At 70.3% G+C, this 13856-nt stretch carries 14 protein-coding genes; 11 read left to right on the top strand and 3 right to left on the bottom strand.

Annotation, left to right across the window (positions count from 1 at the left end; translation table 11 throughout):
• Nucleotides 1–28: 28 nt before the first annotated feature.
• Nucleotides 29–1246: an IS110 family transposase gene (locus tag VGF64_18395; protein HEY1636731.1), complete on the bottom strand. Its 1218-nt coding sequence runs from the start codon at nt 1244–1246 to the stop codon at nt 29–31.
• Nucleotides 1247–1478: 232 nt separating this feature from the next.
• The gene (locus tag VGF64_18390) at nt 1479–1970 is read right to left on the bottom strand and encodes a MarR family transcriptional regulator (GenBank protein ID HEY1636730.1); all 492 of its coding nucleotides are present in this window, start codon (nt 1968–1970) and stop codon (nt 1479–1481) included.
• 75 nt (nt 1971–2045) lie between these two features.
• Here VGF64_18390 and VGF64_18385 point away from each other — a divergent pair, with 75 nt between their 5' ends.
• The 5 genes from VGF64_18385 (at nt 2046) to sppA (ending at nt 7760) form a co-directional block, all read left to right on the top strand.
• The gene (locus VGF64_18385; GenBank protein ID HEY1636729.1) at nt 2046–3542 is read left to right on the top strand and encodes a DHA2 family efflux MFS transporter permease subunit; all 1497 of its coding nucleotides are present in this window, start codon (nt 2046–2048) and stop codon (nt 3540–3542) included.
• A gap of 26 nt (nt 3543–3568) precedes the next feature.
• Nucleotides 3569–4639, top strand: a complete 1071-nt coding sequence (locus VGF64_18380; GenBank protein ID HEY1636728.1) for a zinc-binding dehydrogenase — start codon at nt 3569–3571, stop codon at nt 4637–4639.
• A gap of 56 nt (nt 4640–4695) precedes the next feature.
• Nucleotides 4696–4899, top strand: coding sequence for a rhodanese-like domain-containing protein (locus VGF64_18375; GenBank protein HEY1636727.1), 204 nt, complete (start codon nt 4696–4698; stop codon nt 4897–4899).
• Nucleotides 4900–5091: 192 nt separating this feature from the next.
• On the top strand, nt 5092–5889 hold the full coding sequence (locus VGF64_18370) for a nitroreductase/quinone reductase family protein (GenBank protein ID HEY1636726.1): 798 nt from the start codon (nt 5092–5094) through the stop codon (nt 5887–5889).
• Nucleotides 5886–7760, top strand: coding sequence for a signal peptide peptidase SppA (gene sppA, locus VGF64_18365; GenBank protein ID HEY1636725.1), 1875 nt, complete (start codon nt 5886–5888; stop codon nt 7758–7760). Before VGF64_18370 ends, sppA begins: the two co-directional genes overlap by 4 nt.
• A gap of 21 nt (nt 7761–7781) precedes the next feature.
• Here the strand turns inward: sppA and VGF64_18360 are convergent, their stop codons facing one another.
• Nucleotides 7782–8543 (bottom strand): MerR family transcriptional regulator, encoded by a 762-nt coding sequence (locus tag VGF64_18360; GenBank protein HEY1636724.1) that lies wholly within the window; start codon nt 8541–8543, stop codon nt 7782–7784.
• 164 nt (nt 8544–8707) lie between these two features.
• Here VGF64_18360 and VGF64_18355 point away from each other — a divergent pair, with 164 nt between their 5' ends.
• The 6 genes from VGF64_18355 to VGF64_18330 are packed head-to-tail and all read left to right on the top strand — an operon-like array spanning nt 8708 to nt 13844.
• Complete coding sequence (locus VGF64_18355; GenBank protein HEY1636723.1) at nt 8708–9622, top strand: ACP S-malonyltransferase; 915 nt, start codon at nt 8708–8710, stop codon at nt 9620–9622.
• Complete coding sequence (locus VGF64_18350; protein HEY1636722.1) at nt 9623–9895, top strand: hypothetical protein; 273 nt, start codon at nt 9623–9625, stop codon at nt 9893–9895.
• Nucleotides 9892–10923, top strand: coding sequence for a beta-ketoacyl-ACP synthase 3 (locus VGF64_18345; protein HEY1636721.1), 1032 nt, complete (start codon nt 9892–9894; stop codon nt 10921–10923). Before VGF64_18350 ends, VGF64_18345 begins: the two co-directional genes overlap by 4 nt.
• 28 nt (nt 10924–10951) lie before the next feature.
• Complete coding sequence (gene acpP / locus VGF64_18340) at nt 10952–11203, top strand: acyl carrier protein (GenBank protein ID HEY1636720.1); 252 nt, start codon at nt 10952–10954, stop codon at nt 11201–11203.
• Nucleotides 11200–12453, top strand: a complete 1254-nt coding sequence (gene fabF, locus VGF64_18335; GenBank protein HEY1636719.1) for a beta-ketoacyl-ACP synthase II — start codon at nt 11200–11202, stop codon at nt 12451–12453. Before acpP ends, fabF begins: the two co-directional genes overlap by 4 nt.
• Complete coding sequence (locus tag VGF64_18330; GenBank protein HEY1636718.1) at nt 12450–13844, top strand: carboxyl transferase domain-containing protein; 1395 nt, start codon at nt 12450–12452, stop codon at nt 13842–13844. The genes fabF and VGF64_18330 overlap by 4 nt, the downstream gene beginning before the upstream one ends.
• Nucleotides 13845–13856 lie beyond the last annotated feature (12 nt).

Raw genomic sequence — 13856 nt, 5'->3', positions numbered from 1 at the left:
GCCCCTAGACATCCCACGCCCGTTGCCGTCAAGCAGCGACTTGGGTTCGGTGGCCCCACGCCACGTGTTCGTCGTAGATGGTGCCGTGCCTCAGGCACCCGTGGAGGATGCCGACGAGGCGGTTGGCAAGGGCACGTAGAGCACGGTGGTGGGTGTCGCCGGCAGCTCTCCGCTGGTCGTAGAACGCCCGGGCCCCAGGACTGGCGCTGAGAGCAGCGAACGCCCACAGGTAGCAGGTGTCGGCCAGACGCTTGTTGCGGGCGTAGCGGGCGAGCACGACCTTGCGAGTACCCGATGCCTTGGTGATGGGTGACGTGCCGGCGTAGTTCTTGCGAGACTTGGTGTCCAGGTAGCGGTTCGGGTCATCCCCGAACTCGCCGAGCGCCCGGGCGCCGAGGATCATCCCCAGTCCTGGCAGGGAGCGGATGACCTTGGCGTCCGGGTGCTGCTCAAAATGCTCGACCATCTCCGCCTCGAGCCGGCCGACCTGGGCGTTGAGCTCGGTGATCACCCCCACCAGGGCGGCCACGCTGGCGCCCATGGCTCCCGCCACCAGGCGTGGCGCCTCTAACTGCTCGGAACGCAGGGCAGTCTGGATTTCGAGCGCCCGTTCCTCGATCCGGCGCTGGCGGCCGCCTCGGCGCAGTGCGGCGGCGATCTTCGAGCGGGACAGACGCCGGCCCAACGTCGGCGTCGGGGCCATGACCAGCACTTCGAGGGCCTGGGGGGTGGCGAGCTCGTCGAAGGCGACCAGGGCGGCCGGGTAGAACTCCCGCAGGGTCGAGCGCAGCTGGTTGGTCTGGCGCTGGCGGGTCCAGATCATGCTCTGGTGGGCTCGTGCCAGAACCTTGATCGCCTCGGCCAACTCGCTGTCGCCAGCCACCGGTCGGTGATTGTGGGCGTCGGTGCGGGCCAGCTCGGCCAGCACCTTGGCATCTCCGGGGTCCGACTTGGCGCCCGAGGTCGAGTGTCGCTCCCGATAGCGCGAAGTCGACAACGGGTTCACGGCGATGACCTGGTAGCCGGTAGCCACCAACGCGCCCACGAACAGGCCCCGGTCGGTCTCGGTGGCCACCAGCACCTCGGAGGGATCCTCGACGAACGGGGCCACCAGCTCATGGAAGCGGCCGACCCCTTCCACCCCCTCGGGCACACGAGCCTTGGCCAGACGGCCGCCGTGACCATCCTCCACGTACAGGTCATGGTGGGCCTCGGCCCAGTCATGGCCCACGAACACCTTCGCCATCTCCACCTCCTGGTCGCAGCGGACACCAACATTCGAGCCCGAGGTGACCAGCAGCTCGCTAATGGCTTAGTGCTCGAGGCACGTCATCCCACCAGTTGTCCCAGGTCGACCTCACCGACCAGCAGGCGCCCGGTCTAGGTGTAGTGCTCAAAGCCCTGCTCACACGAGTGCTGACCTACTGGCGGCTCGGGACCATCCTCACCTGCTCACGCCGGAAGGTGGTCGACCCCCATTAGCCCACTCGGGCGGCGGCGTCGATCGCCTCGTCGCGCCCGAGCTCCAGCAGGAGGCTGTGGAGGGTGGAGCGGCCCTTGGCGTCGAGCGACTCCAATATCTCGTCCTCCATCTGCTGGAGGACCGAGCGCAGCTTCTCCAGTCGGCGTCGGCCAGCGGCGGTGAGGCTCACCATGTGGCGGCGGCGATCCTTGGGATCGCGGTGCCGTTCGATCAGGCCCTGGTCCTCGAGGTGGTCGAGCACTCCCACGAGCTGACCGCGGTCGAGCCCCAGGGCATCCGCTATGGCCGCCTGGGTGTCCTTCGCCCCCTCCTCGAGGAGCGCCAGGATGCCGAGGTCATGCAGGTTCGCCCCGGCTCGCTCGAACGCCTCGAAGGCCAGCGCCTTCACGGATGAGCCCAGGTAGCCGAGCAGGAACACTGGACTGTCGAGCAGCTCCTGCGGCCGTCCGGTCAGTGAAAGCTTTCCGCTACATGTGTCTTCGGTCACCGGGGAAATAGTGTAGCCAGAACTATCGTTGACTCATACCATCGTCGGATCTCTCAACGACAGGGGTACACGCGAATGACTACTTCACTCGCCGCGCAAGGTACCGCCGCCCGATCGGACCGGAGTCGCTGGCTGGCCCTGGCCGTCATCGTCGCCGCCCAGTTCATGGTCGTGCTCGATGTGGCCATCGTGAACGTGGCCCTGCCGTCCATCAAGAACGACCTGCACTTCTCCCAGGAGAACCTGCAGTGGGTGATCACCGCCTACTCGATTCTCTTCGGCGGCGCTCTCCTGCTCGGGGGCCGGCTGGCCGATCTCTTCGGCCGCCGCCGACTGTTCGTGTTCGCCCTGGCCCTCTTCGCCGTCGCCTCGCTCCTCTCCGGGCTGGCCTGGTCGGAAGGCTCCCTGATCTTCTTCCGCGCGCTCCAGGGCCTTGGCGGCGCGCTCCTCTCACCGGCAGCCCTGGCGCTCCTGATGACGACCTTCGCCGAGGGCCGGGAGCGGAACCTGGCCCTGGGCGTGTATGGAGCGGCGGCGGGCAGCGGCGGTGCCGCGGGCGTCCTCCTCGGCGGCGTCCTCACCTCCTACCTCAGCTGGTCGTGGATCTTCTTCATCAACGTGCCGGTTGGCATCTTCCTCATCGCCGTTACCCCGCGGCTGCTCCGGGAGAGCCGAGCCAAGCTCCAGCACCGCACCTTCGACCTCGCTGGCGCTGTGTCCATCACCTCGGGCCTGATGTTGCTCGTCTACGCAATGACCCGGGCCACGCAGATCGGCTGGGGCTCGGTCGACACGATCGCCTTCCTGTCCGCTGCCGTCGCGCTCATCAGCGCCTTCTTCGTCATCGAGAGCCGCTCGAAAGCGCCCCTGCTGCCCCTGCGCATCTTCCGGCTGCGGACCCTGGCCGGGTCGAACCTCACCAGCCTGCTCATCGGCGCGTCGATCTTCTCCATGTTCTTCCTGCTCACTCTCTACATGCAGCAGGTGCTCCACTACTCGGCCATCAAGACCGGCATCGCCTACATCGCCCTCACGTTCTCGATCATCGCCTTCTCGGGCGTTGCCCAACAGCTGACGACCCGGTTCGGCGTGCGCCGAGTGCTCCCGATCGGCATGCTCTTCTCTGCCGCCGCCCTCCTCCTCTTCACCCAGCTGCCTGTGCACGGGCAGTACTTCTGGGACATCTTCCCGGCGTTCCTGCTGGCTGGCATCGGCCTGGCGCTTGCGTTCGTGCCCGTCTCGATCGGCGGTCTGACGGGTGTGCAGGAGGCCGACGCCGGGATCGCGTCCGGTCTCATCAACACCAGTCAGCAGATCGGTGGGGCTGTCGGTCTTGCCGCCGCGGCCACCATCGCGACCACCTTCACGAGCCACTACGTGAGCAGTCACGCCGGGGCGACCATCCAGAGTGGCGCGGCCCTTACCCACGGGTTCCAGATCGCCTTCTACGTCCTCGCCGGCCTGTCCCTCCTCGGGGCCGTGTCCGCGGCCGTGCTCATCGAGCCCCGGGCGAAGGCCGAGGAGGTCGTGGACGCCGGGAACCCGGAAGGCGCGGTCCTCGAGCCGGTGTGACCGTCGGCGGCTACGCTCCCGGACCGGTGCAGGCAGCGGTAGCGCGTGGGACAACCCTCGAGGTCGCCGAGCTCGAGGATCCTCGTCCGGGCTCGGGGCATGTCCTGGTGAAGACGCTCGCCTGCGGCATCTGCGGATCCGACCTGCACGCCGCCCAGGACCTGCGCCGCTTCAGCGAGCTGACCAGCCGGGTCGGAGGACCGGGAGGGCTCGATCCCGACCGTGACCTGGTGTTCGGTCACGAGTTCTGCGCCCAGATCGTCGACTTCGGGCCCGATACACAGCGGTCGCTGGCCATCGGCACTGCCGTGTGCTCGCTGCCGGTCATCATCGGCCCCACCGGACCGCGGCCGCTCGGCTACTCGAACGACTTTCCCGGTGGCCTGGCCGAGCTGATGACCCTCCAGGAGCTGCTCCTGCTCCCGGTCCCCGACGGGCTCGCGCCCGAGCACGCCGCCCTGACCGAGCCCCTCGCCGTGGGCCGCCACGCCGTCGCCCGTGCGGAGCTGACGGGCGGTGAGGCGTGCCTCGTCGTGGGGGCGGGACCGGTCGGGTTGGCCGTCATCGCCGCTCTGCACGAGCAGGGGGTCGGTCCGATCATCGCTGCCGACTTCTCCCCGACCCGCCGACGTCTGGCGGAGCTCCTCGGCGCCGACGAGGTGGTCGACCCGGCGGTCCGCTCGCCCCACGCCAGCTGGGCCGATCTCGGACTCCCGACCGGTGTGGGTGAGCGGGCCATGATGGAGATGCTGGGGGTGCCCGTCCGGGACTGCGTCATCTTCGAGGCGGTCGGCTCGCCGGGTGTGCTGCAGGGCATCGTCGACGGGGCACCGCCGCGGGCCCGGGTCGTCGTCGTCGGCGTGTGCATGCAGCCCGACGGCATCGAGCCGTTCGTGGCCGTGGCCAAGGAGCTCGACGTTCGCTTCGCCTTCGGGTACTCCCCCGACGAGTTCGCCGCCACCCTCGAGGTCCTCGGTCGACACGAGTTGCCGGCCGACGCCCTCATCACGCTGCGGGTCGGCCTCGACGGGGTCGCCGACGCTTTCGACGCCCTCCGGGGTCCGACCGACCACGGCAAGGTCCTCGTCCAGCACTGAGCGATCGAGCTCAGCCGGCTCGCCGGAGCGGAAGACTCCGTAGGATGGCGGGCGCCATGCCAGTCACCGTGGACCGGGCGCAGCTCCGGCGGCTTCTCGAAGCAGGCGCACAGCTGGTCGACGTGTTGCCGCAGAAGGAGTACGAGGAGGAGCACCTCCCTGGCGCCATCAACCTGCCGTTGCGGCGGCTGGAGACCGAGGCCATCACGGTCCTCGCGCGGAGCAGTCCGATCGTCGTGTACTGCTCGGACTCGGCTTGAGACCTCTCCCCGCGGGCCGCGTGGCGGCTCGAGAGCCTCGGGTTCGGCGAGGTCAACGACTACGCCGCCGGGAAGAAGGACTGGCTCGCTGCCGGACTGCCGACCGAGGGCACCGACGCCGGCGGCCCGCGAGCAGGGACCGTCGCCCGACCCGACGTCCCCACGTGTCGCCTCGACGAGAACCTGGGGTCGGTGAGCGAGCGCGTCCAGCAGGCCGGGTGGAACGCCTGCGTGGTCGTGAACGACGAGCGGGGCGTCATGGGCCTGCTGCGAGCCGACCAGCTCGCGGGCGACCCGATGCAGTCGGTCGAGCACGCCATGCGGCCGGGGCCGAGCACCTTCCGACCGAACGTCGCCATCACCGAGATGGCCGACTACATGGCCAAGCACACGCTGGAGAGCTCACCCGTGACCACTTCCGACGGTCGGCTGGTCGGCCTCCTCGTGCGCACCGATGCCGAGCGGGCAGCGCTCGAGCTGAAACCACCAGACGCCACGGCGGCTGACGAGAGGAGCAGCGTCATGGCGGACGCCCAGCCCCACTACCGCGAGCCGGGTTGGTTCACCCGCAACGTCTTCAACCGAGCCGTCCGCGCCCTTACCAGCGCCGGGATCAGCGTGCTGGGGAGCCGCGTCCTCGAGGTGCGGGGGCGCCGGAGCGGCCAACCGCAGCGGATCCCCGTCAACCTGCTGACGCTCGACGGTGGCTCCTACCTCGTCTCGGCTCGGGGCGAGGGTCACTGGGTCCGCAACGTCCGGGCGGCCGACGGCCAGCTCGACCTGCTGGTCGGTCGTCGGCGCGAGCACTGGCAGGCGCGCGAGCTCTCCGGCGACGACAAGGTCCCCGTGCTGCGGGCCTACCTTCGCCGCTGGAAGTCAGAAGTCGGAGTGTTCTTCGAAGGAGTCGGTCCCGACTCGAGTGACGAGGAGATCCGTGGGATCGCCCACAAGCATCCCGCGTTCGCCCTGACGAGACGGCCCGATCAGTGACCGCGGTGCGATCGTGGTTCTCCAGCGGACGGCGGTTGTTCCTGGGTGCTGCCGCCCTGGTCGCTGCAGTCGGCGCGCTGGTGGGCCTGGGAATCGCGGCAAACCGGTTCGCCCACCACGTCAACGGGTTCATCGAGGTCACCGCCATCGTCGTCGTCGGGATGATCCTCCTGGGCGTGGCGGCCGGTGCACTGCGTCCGGGCCTTCCTCCGGGCACGGTGCTGGAGCTGGACCTCGCCCAGCTGCCGCCGGAGGCGACCGGCCCGAACCTGCTCTCCCAGGCCCGAGGGCGCCGGCAGCTCTCGATGCGCGAGACGGTGGAGCTCCTCGAACGGGCGGCGACCGACCGGCGGGTGTCGGGTTTGTTGGTGTACGCCACGTTCGACCGGGCCGGGATGGCCCAGACCCAGGAGCTGCGCGACGCGATCCTGGCTCTACGCCGGGCGGGCAAGCCGGCGGTCGCCTTCAGTGACACGTTCGGTGAGCTCGGCGGCGGCAACGCGTCGTACTACCTGGCCACCGCGTGCGACGAGATCGTCCTCCAGCCGTCCGGTGACGTCGGCTTCGTGGGGCTCGCCCGAGAGATGAACTTCGTCAGGCGGGCTCTCGACCGGGTCGGCGTCGAACCGCTCTTCGAGGGGCGCCACGAGTACAAGAGCGCGGCCAGTCAGCTGCTCCACACCTCGCTCACCGAGCCCGAGCGCGAGCAGCTCCAGCGCATCCTCGACTCCCAGTTCGGACAGATCGTCGCCGGCGTGGTGGAGGCCCGAGGTCTGACGGCCGAAAGGGCGCGCCGGCTCGCCGACGCTGGCCCGCTCGCCGCCGACGAGGCCCGGGTCGCGGGCCTGGTCGACCGCCTCGGCTACCGAGACGAGGCCCGGTCACGGGCCAAAGAGCGGGCGGGCAACGGAGCGTCCCTGCTCTACCTCGATCGGTACGCCAAGCGCGCCCGTCGAGGTGGCAGAGGCCGACGACCGACCGTGGCCGTCATCACCGCCACCGGAGCCATCGTCAGGCGCCGCGCTGCGCCCAATCCCCTGACCGGCCTCGACCAGATCCAGGCCGAGCGCACCGCGGAGGCCATTCGCCAGGCGGTCGCCAACCGCAAGGTGCGGGCGATCGTGATGCGGGTCGACAGCCCTGGTGGTTCCGCCGTGGCGTCAGACGCCATCTGGCGCGAGACGGTGCTGGCCCGCCAGGCAGGCAAACCGCTCGTGGTCACGATGGGCAACGTCGCCGGCTCTGGCGGGTACTACATCTCGACCGCCGCCGATCGCATCGTCGCCCAACCGGGGACGGTCACGGGTTCCATCGGCGTCATCGCCGGCAAGCCCGTGCTGGCAGAGGCGAAGGAGCGCGTCGGCCTCAGCGTGGACGAGGCCCACACCAGCCAGAACGCCCTCATGTGGTCACTCAACCGCGCCTTCGATGACACCGGGAGGGAGCGGTTCTCCAAGTCGCTCGACGTGATCTACGACACCTTCGTGACGAGAGTGGCCGAGGGGCGGAGCCTGTCCAGGGAGCAGGTGCACGAGCTGGCGCGGGGCCGGGTATGGACGGGCGAGGACGCACGCGCCATCGGGCTCGTCGACACCCTGGGCGGCTTTCCCGCCGCGCTCGCCGCGGCCCGAGAGCTGGCTGGGCTGAGGGCCGGAGCCCCGGTGCGGACGAAGTCGTTCCCCAAGCGGGTCGCTCCACTGGCCGCGCTGCGTGGCTCGACGGGCGACAGCAGCGACGACCTCCGCGCCCGGTTGCACGGGGTCCTCGACGCGCTCGGCCCTCTCCGGCAGTTGGCGGGCGAGCTCGGGCTGTCGGACGCCCGCGGGGAGCTGCACATGCAGTCGGATCCCCACAGCTGGCTCATCCGCTGACGCGCGCCGCGACCGCCCGCGTCACTGAGCGAGGACGTCGAGCTCCAGGCGTCGGAGGATCTCGCGCTGGAGGGCTGACCGCTCGCTGCGCGTGCCGAGCCCGTTGAGCTCTTCCTGAGCTGCGTTCAGCACCATGCGCTGGAAGTTGTAGGCGAGCAGCGCCGCCGAGCTGTGCAGCATCAGGCGGAGTGCGGCGACGAGACGATCCGCCTGCTCTCGTTGGGACAGTCCCATCCGCTGCATCGGGACGCGCACGTGGGACATGAAGAGCTGGACGCATCCCTCGGCGACGTCCTCGGCCGCGTCGAGCTGGATGCGGGCGACCTTCATCAGGTCTTCGAGAGGCAGCCCCCCGCCAACGAGTGTGAGGATGATCGACACTGCCTTGACGTCAGCGTGGGTGTAGCGACTCTCGGTGTTGAGACGACGGGATCGGATCAGGCCCGAGGCCTCGAGCGAGCGCAGCATCGGAGTGGGCACGCCGGTGCGGTCGGCGAGCTCGCGCAGGTCGAACGTCTCCTCGTCGACGATCTCGGCGACCTCGGCGTCGGTCGGCTCGGCTCGCGGCAGACCCGACTCCAGCAGCTGTCCGATCACGCGGAGGGAGTAGCCGCGCCGCTTGAGCTCATTGATCTCGCGGAGGCGCTCGAGATGCCGCCCGTCGTAGAGGGCGATCCGACCCTCGTGATGAGGCGGCCTGAGCAGTCCTTTCGACTGGTAGGAGCGGACGAGCTGGACGCTGATGCCGGCGGCTTCGGCGAGCTCATCGACGCGGTAGTCCATGTCCCCAGGAGCTTAGTAAGCCACCCCGAGCTGGAAACACACCGTTCACCTAACGGTTACATGAGCGTTTCCCAAGGTGTGACGAAGTGTGTAAGGATGGAGTCGCGGCATCGGGGGGGAGCGCTGGGGCGCAGTGATCGGTCTACGAGATCCGGAGACAGCACGTGGATTTGGCGGTCCTCTTCCCGGGACAAGGAGTGCAGACACCCGGCATGGGTCGTGAGTGGCAGCGCCAACGAGCCTGGTCGGTGGTCGAGCGAGCAGAGGAGGCGCTCGGCACGCGGCTGGCGCCGCTGCTGCTGGACGACGACGCCGCCGTACTGAGCCGGACGCGGTCGGCCCAGCTCGGCGTGTTCCTGGCCTCGCTGCTGGTCTGGGAGGCGACGAAGGATCAACTCGGCGAGCCGACCGCGTTTGCCGGCCACTCGCTCGGCCAGGTCACCGCGTTGGTCGCGGCGGGGATCCTGACTCTCGAAGACGGCATCCGGCTGGTGGACGCCAGAGGGCGGTCCACCCAGGAGGCGGCCACGGCCCGTCCTGGTCGGATGGCGGCGCTGCTCGGCGCCTCGGCCGAGGACGTTGCCCAGGCGTGCGCCGTCGCTGATGGCACGTGCTGGCTGGCCAACGACAACGCGCCGGGTCAGCTCGTGGTCGGTGGCACGCCGACAGGAGTTGAGGCCGCCACTCGCCACGCCCTCGACAACGGCGTTCGTCGGATGGTCCCGCTCAATGTCGAAGCGGCGTTCCACACGCCGCTGATGGAAGAGGCCTGTGGCGGGTTCGCCCGAGCGCTGGAGGCGGTCCCGCTGCAGCGGGCCACGGCACCCGTGGTCTCGAACGACGACGCCGAGGTCTACTCCGACGGTGACAGCTGGCGACGACGACTCGTGCGCCACCTCGTGTCTCCGGTCCGCTGGCGCCAGTCGGTCCACGCCCTCGTCGAGCTGGGCGTCAAGAAGTTCGTCGAGCTCGGTCCCGGCTCGAGCGTGTCCAGCATGGCGCGGCGGACGGTGCCGGAGGCGCTCGTCGCGACCATCAGCACCCCCGCTCATCTGCCCGTACTCGCGGAGGTCGTCTGAATGCACCCACACCTGTGCCGCGGTGAAGAACTGCACGTCGGCGAGCGGGTGATCGTCGCCCCGACGGCCGGCCGATTCCGGCCGCTGGCGGCCGAGGGCGCCGGTCACGACGCCGCTCGGCTGGTCGTCGGCCAGCAGATCGGCGTGCTCGACGTGCCGGGCCGGTCACGGCCTGTTCACAGCCCCTTCGACGGCCGTCTGATGGGCATGCTGGCCCACACGGGCGAGCGGGTGCGCGAGGGTCAGCCGTTGGCCTGGCTCAGGGTGGCGTGATCGTGCACCCCGTGCTGGCCGGTGGATGCGGCATGGCCGTCCCCAGCGAGCGCCTGACGAACCGCGACCTGGAGGCCCGCCTCGACACTGACGACCGATGGATCGTCGAGCGCTCGGGGATCAAGGAGCGACGGGTCGCCGGACCCGGCGAGTCGACGTCCACCCTGGCCATCGCCGCCGGCGCGGCGGCGATGAAGGACGCCGGCCTGACCCCTGACGACATCGAGGTGCTGGTCGTCGCCACGGCGACCCCCGATCAACCGCTGCCGGGCGCGTCGGCCCTGGTCGCCGACGGGTTGGGGCTGACGTGCGGGAGCTTCGACCTCGGCGCCGCCTGCGCCGGGTTCACCTACGGCGTGGTTGTGGGAACCTCGATCCTGGCCGCGGGCGGTGGCGCAGCCGCGCTGGTGATCGGCGCCGACACGTTCACCCGCATCGTGGACCCGGCGGACCGCAACACGGCCGTGTTGTTCGGAGACGGCGCCGGCGCCGTCAGCCTGATCGCGGGCTCTCCTACCGGGTCGACCTCCCGGGCCGGCTCTGCCCCTGGGCAGGGCCCCGGTGTGCTGGCGTGGGACCTCGGCTCGGACGGCACGGGCTACTCGCTGCTCGAGGTCCCCGCCGGCGGGAGTCGGACGCCCACCACGGTCGAGAGCATCGCCGAGGGCGCTCACTGGATCAGGATGGACGGTCGGGAGCTGTTCCGCCGTGCGGTACGGGTCATGGCCGACTCAGGCGCCGCAGCGCTGGCCAAAGCGGGACTGTCGCCGGCCGACGTGCACCTCTTCGTGCCCCACCAGGCCAACGTCCGCATCATCCACGCCTGCGCATCGCGGCTGGGAATCGATGCCGGGCGTGTGGCGGTCAACGTGGACCGCTACGGCAACACCTCGGCTGCGTCGGTCCCGCTCGCCCTCGCTGAAGCGGCGGAGGCGGGTCGGCTCGCCGACGGCGACATTGTCCTGCTGGGCGGCATCGGCGCGGGCCTGACGTGGGCCAGCGTCGTCGTCCGGTGGGGACGGCCCTGAATCGTTCGGACGAAAGGAGCAACGACCAATGGACAGAACTGAGATCTTCGGAGCGGTAACCGAGCTCGCCGTCGAGGTCCTCGGCGTGGAGAAGGAGGCCGTCGTCGACGAGGCGCGGTTCAAGGAGGATCTCGACGCCGACAGCCTCGACCTGGTCGAGCTGGTGATGGCGCTCGAAGAGCGGTTCGACATCTCCGTGCCCGAGGAAGATCTCGAGGACGTCCTGACCATCGGGCAGGCAGTGGCGCTCGTGTCGGACAAGCTCTCGGCGCGGGCGTGACACCGCAGCACCTCGACGAGCGAGGCCGACCTCGGGTCGCCGTCACCGGCATGGGGGTCAAGACGCCCGCCGGCCAGGATCTGCAGAGCTTCTGGGCCAGCCTCCTCGCCGGCCGGTCGGCCGCCGCGCCCATCGTGGGCCTCGACGACGCCGACCTGCCGGTGCGGATCGCCTGCCAGGTCCACGACTTCGACCCGACTCGCTATCTGGACACCAAGGAGGCCCGACGCGTCGACCGCGTGTCCCAGCTCGGGTTCGCGGCCGCCGCCGACGCCTTGGACGACGCCCGACCGATGACCGTCGACCCCGCCCGCTGCGCGGTCGTGGCAGGCACGGGTATCGGCGGGCTGGGCACCCAGGAGGAGCAGGAACGGATCTTCTTTCACCGGGGCGCCAGCAGGGTGAGCCCGTTCCTTGTGCCGATGATGATGCCCAATGCCACTGCCGCCCTGATCAGCATGCAGCTCGGCTGGACGGGGCCGAACGTGTGCGTCGCCACCGCCTGCGCCGCAGGCGCGCACGCGGTGGGCGAGGGCGCCCGGCTGATCCGCGACGGCTCCGCGGACGTGGTGCTCGCCGGAGGATCAGAGGCGCCTATCAGCCCCATCGCCCTCGTCTCCTTCGCCCGCATGGGCGCCCTGAGCGCACGCCAGGACGCACCCGAGCTGGCGTCCCGCCCCTTCGACGTGGACCGCGACGGCTTCGTCATCGGTGAGGGCGGGGCGTTCACGGTCCTCGAGCGCTGGGACCAGGCGACGTCCCGGAAAGCTCGCATCTGGGGCGAGGTGGCCGGCTACGGGCGCAACGCCGACGCCTACCATGTCACCGCCCCGTCGCCGGGCGGCGGGGGCGCGGCGGCGTGCATCCAGATGGCGCTGCAGGACGCGAGTCTCGAGCCGAGCGATATCAGTCACGTCAACGCCCATGGCACGTCGACGCCGCTCAACGACGCGGCCGAGGCGGAAGCCATCGCCAAGGTGTTCGGCGAGCGGGAGCCGCCGGTGACTTCCGTCAAGGGCGTGACCGGCCATCTGATCGGGGCGGCGGGCGCGGCCGAGGCGGTGGCGAGCCTGCTCGCGGTCTCCAACTGCCTGGTGCCACCCACCGCCAACCACGAGCGCACCGACCCGGCCCTCGACATCGACGTCGTCGCCGGCCAACCCCGGGCCATCACCGCCCGCCCGGTGCTGTCGACCTCGTTCGGCTTCGGCGGCCACAACGCCGCCCTGATCCTCTCGCCGGTGGCGTGAGGTCAGAGGAGCTGACCGGCCGCTCGGTGTCGATCGACGCCCGTCGGGGCCGGTACTCGGCCGTCGAGACCCGGCTGGACCATATCGACGGACGGCCGGTCGGGTTGTTCAGGCTGGAGGGAGGACCGCACCGCGGCGCCCTCGGACCGGCTGAAGGAGAGGCCATCGAGCGTCTGGTGCAGGTGGCCGTGGACGACGGTCTGCCCATCGTGGGCGTCGTCTCCAGCTCGGGTGCGGACATGGGCGAGGGGATCGCGTCCCTGCACGCCTGGGGTCGGGTCGCCAGCCGCCTGGCGCACGCGTCCGGCACGGTGCCGATCATCCTCGCCGTGATCGGCCCGTACGTCTCGGGACCGGCGCTGCTGGCGGGCATGGCCGATCACGTGGTCATGACCGTGGACGCCTTCGCCTACGTCACCGGCCCCCGCGCCGTCGAGGGCTTCACGGGCGAGATCCTCGACCCAGTGGGCCTCGGCGGCGCCGCCGTGCACGACGCCAGGAGCGGCGTCGTGTCGGTGCTGGCTGAAGACGAAGACGACGCCCTGGCAGCCGTCGCCGATCTCCTCGCCTACCTCCCCGCCAACACGATGGAGGAGCCGCCGCGGGCCGCCAGTGAGGATCCCGTGACCCGGGACTGCGTCGCCGCGGCGTCAGCAGTCCCGGGCGGCTCCCGCGCCGTCTACGACATCCGCGCCGTGGTGACCGACGTGGTCGACGCGTCCAGCTTCCTCGAGGTGCGGGCCCGCTACGCCCCGAACATGGTGACGGGCTACGGCCGCCTCGACGGGCGGCCCATCGGCATCGTCGCCAACCAACCTCATCACCGGGCGGGCACCATCGACATCGAGGCCTCGCGCAAGGCGGCGCGCTTCGTCCAGTCCTGCGACGCGTTCAACATCCCGCTGCTCACCATCGTCGACACTCCGGGGTTCGAGCCGGGAAAGGACCTCGAGTGGCGGGGAATGATCCGCCACGGCGCCGAGCTCGTCTTCGCCTACGGCGAGGCGACGGTCCCCCGCCTGTGCCTCGTGGTGCGAAAGGCCTACGGCGGCGCCTACATCGTGATGGACTCGCGCGGCCTGGGGAGCGACTTCTGCGCCGCCTGGCCCGGCGCCGAGATCGCCGTCATGGGCTCCAAGGGCGCTGTGCAGATCCTGTTCGGACGGCGACTGGCGGCGCTCGACGCGGACGCGCGAGAACGGGAGATAGCCCTCCTGGAGGCCGACTACGAGGCCCGTTACTGCGCACCGTACCTGGCCGCCGAGCGGGGCTACATCGACGACGTCATCGACCCGCTCCAGACCAGGCGCGTGCTGGCCGGCGCCCTCGGCCACCTGACGGCCAAGCGCGAGCACCTACCTGTCCGCCGCCATTCGAACACGCCGCTGTAGGTCGTGGAGGGA

The sequence above is a fragment of the Acidimicrobiales bacterium genome, assembly GCA_036491125.1.
Classification (GTDB): domain Bacteria; phylum Actinomycetota; class Acidimicrobiia; order Acidimicrobiales; family AC-9; genus AC-9.
Note: the sequence above shows the minus strand (reverse complement) of the source record. Positions and strands in the feature narration are given on the sequence as shown.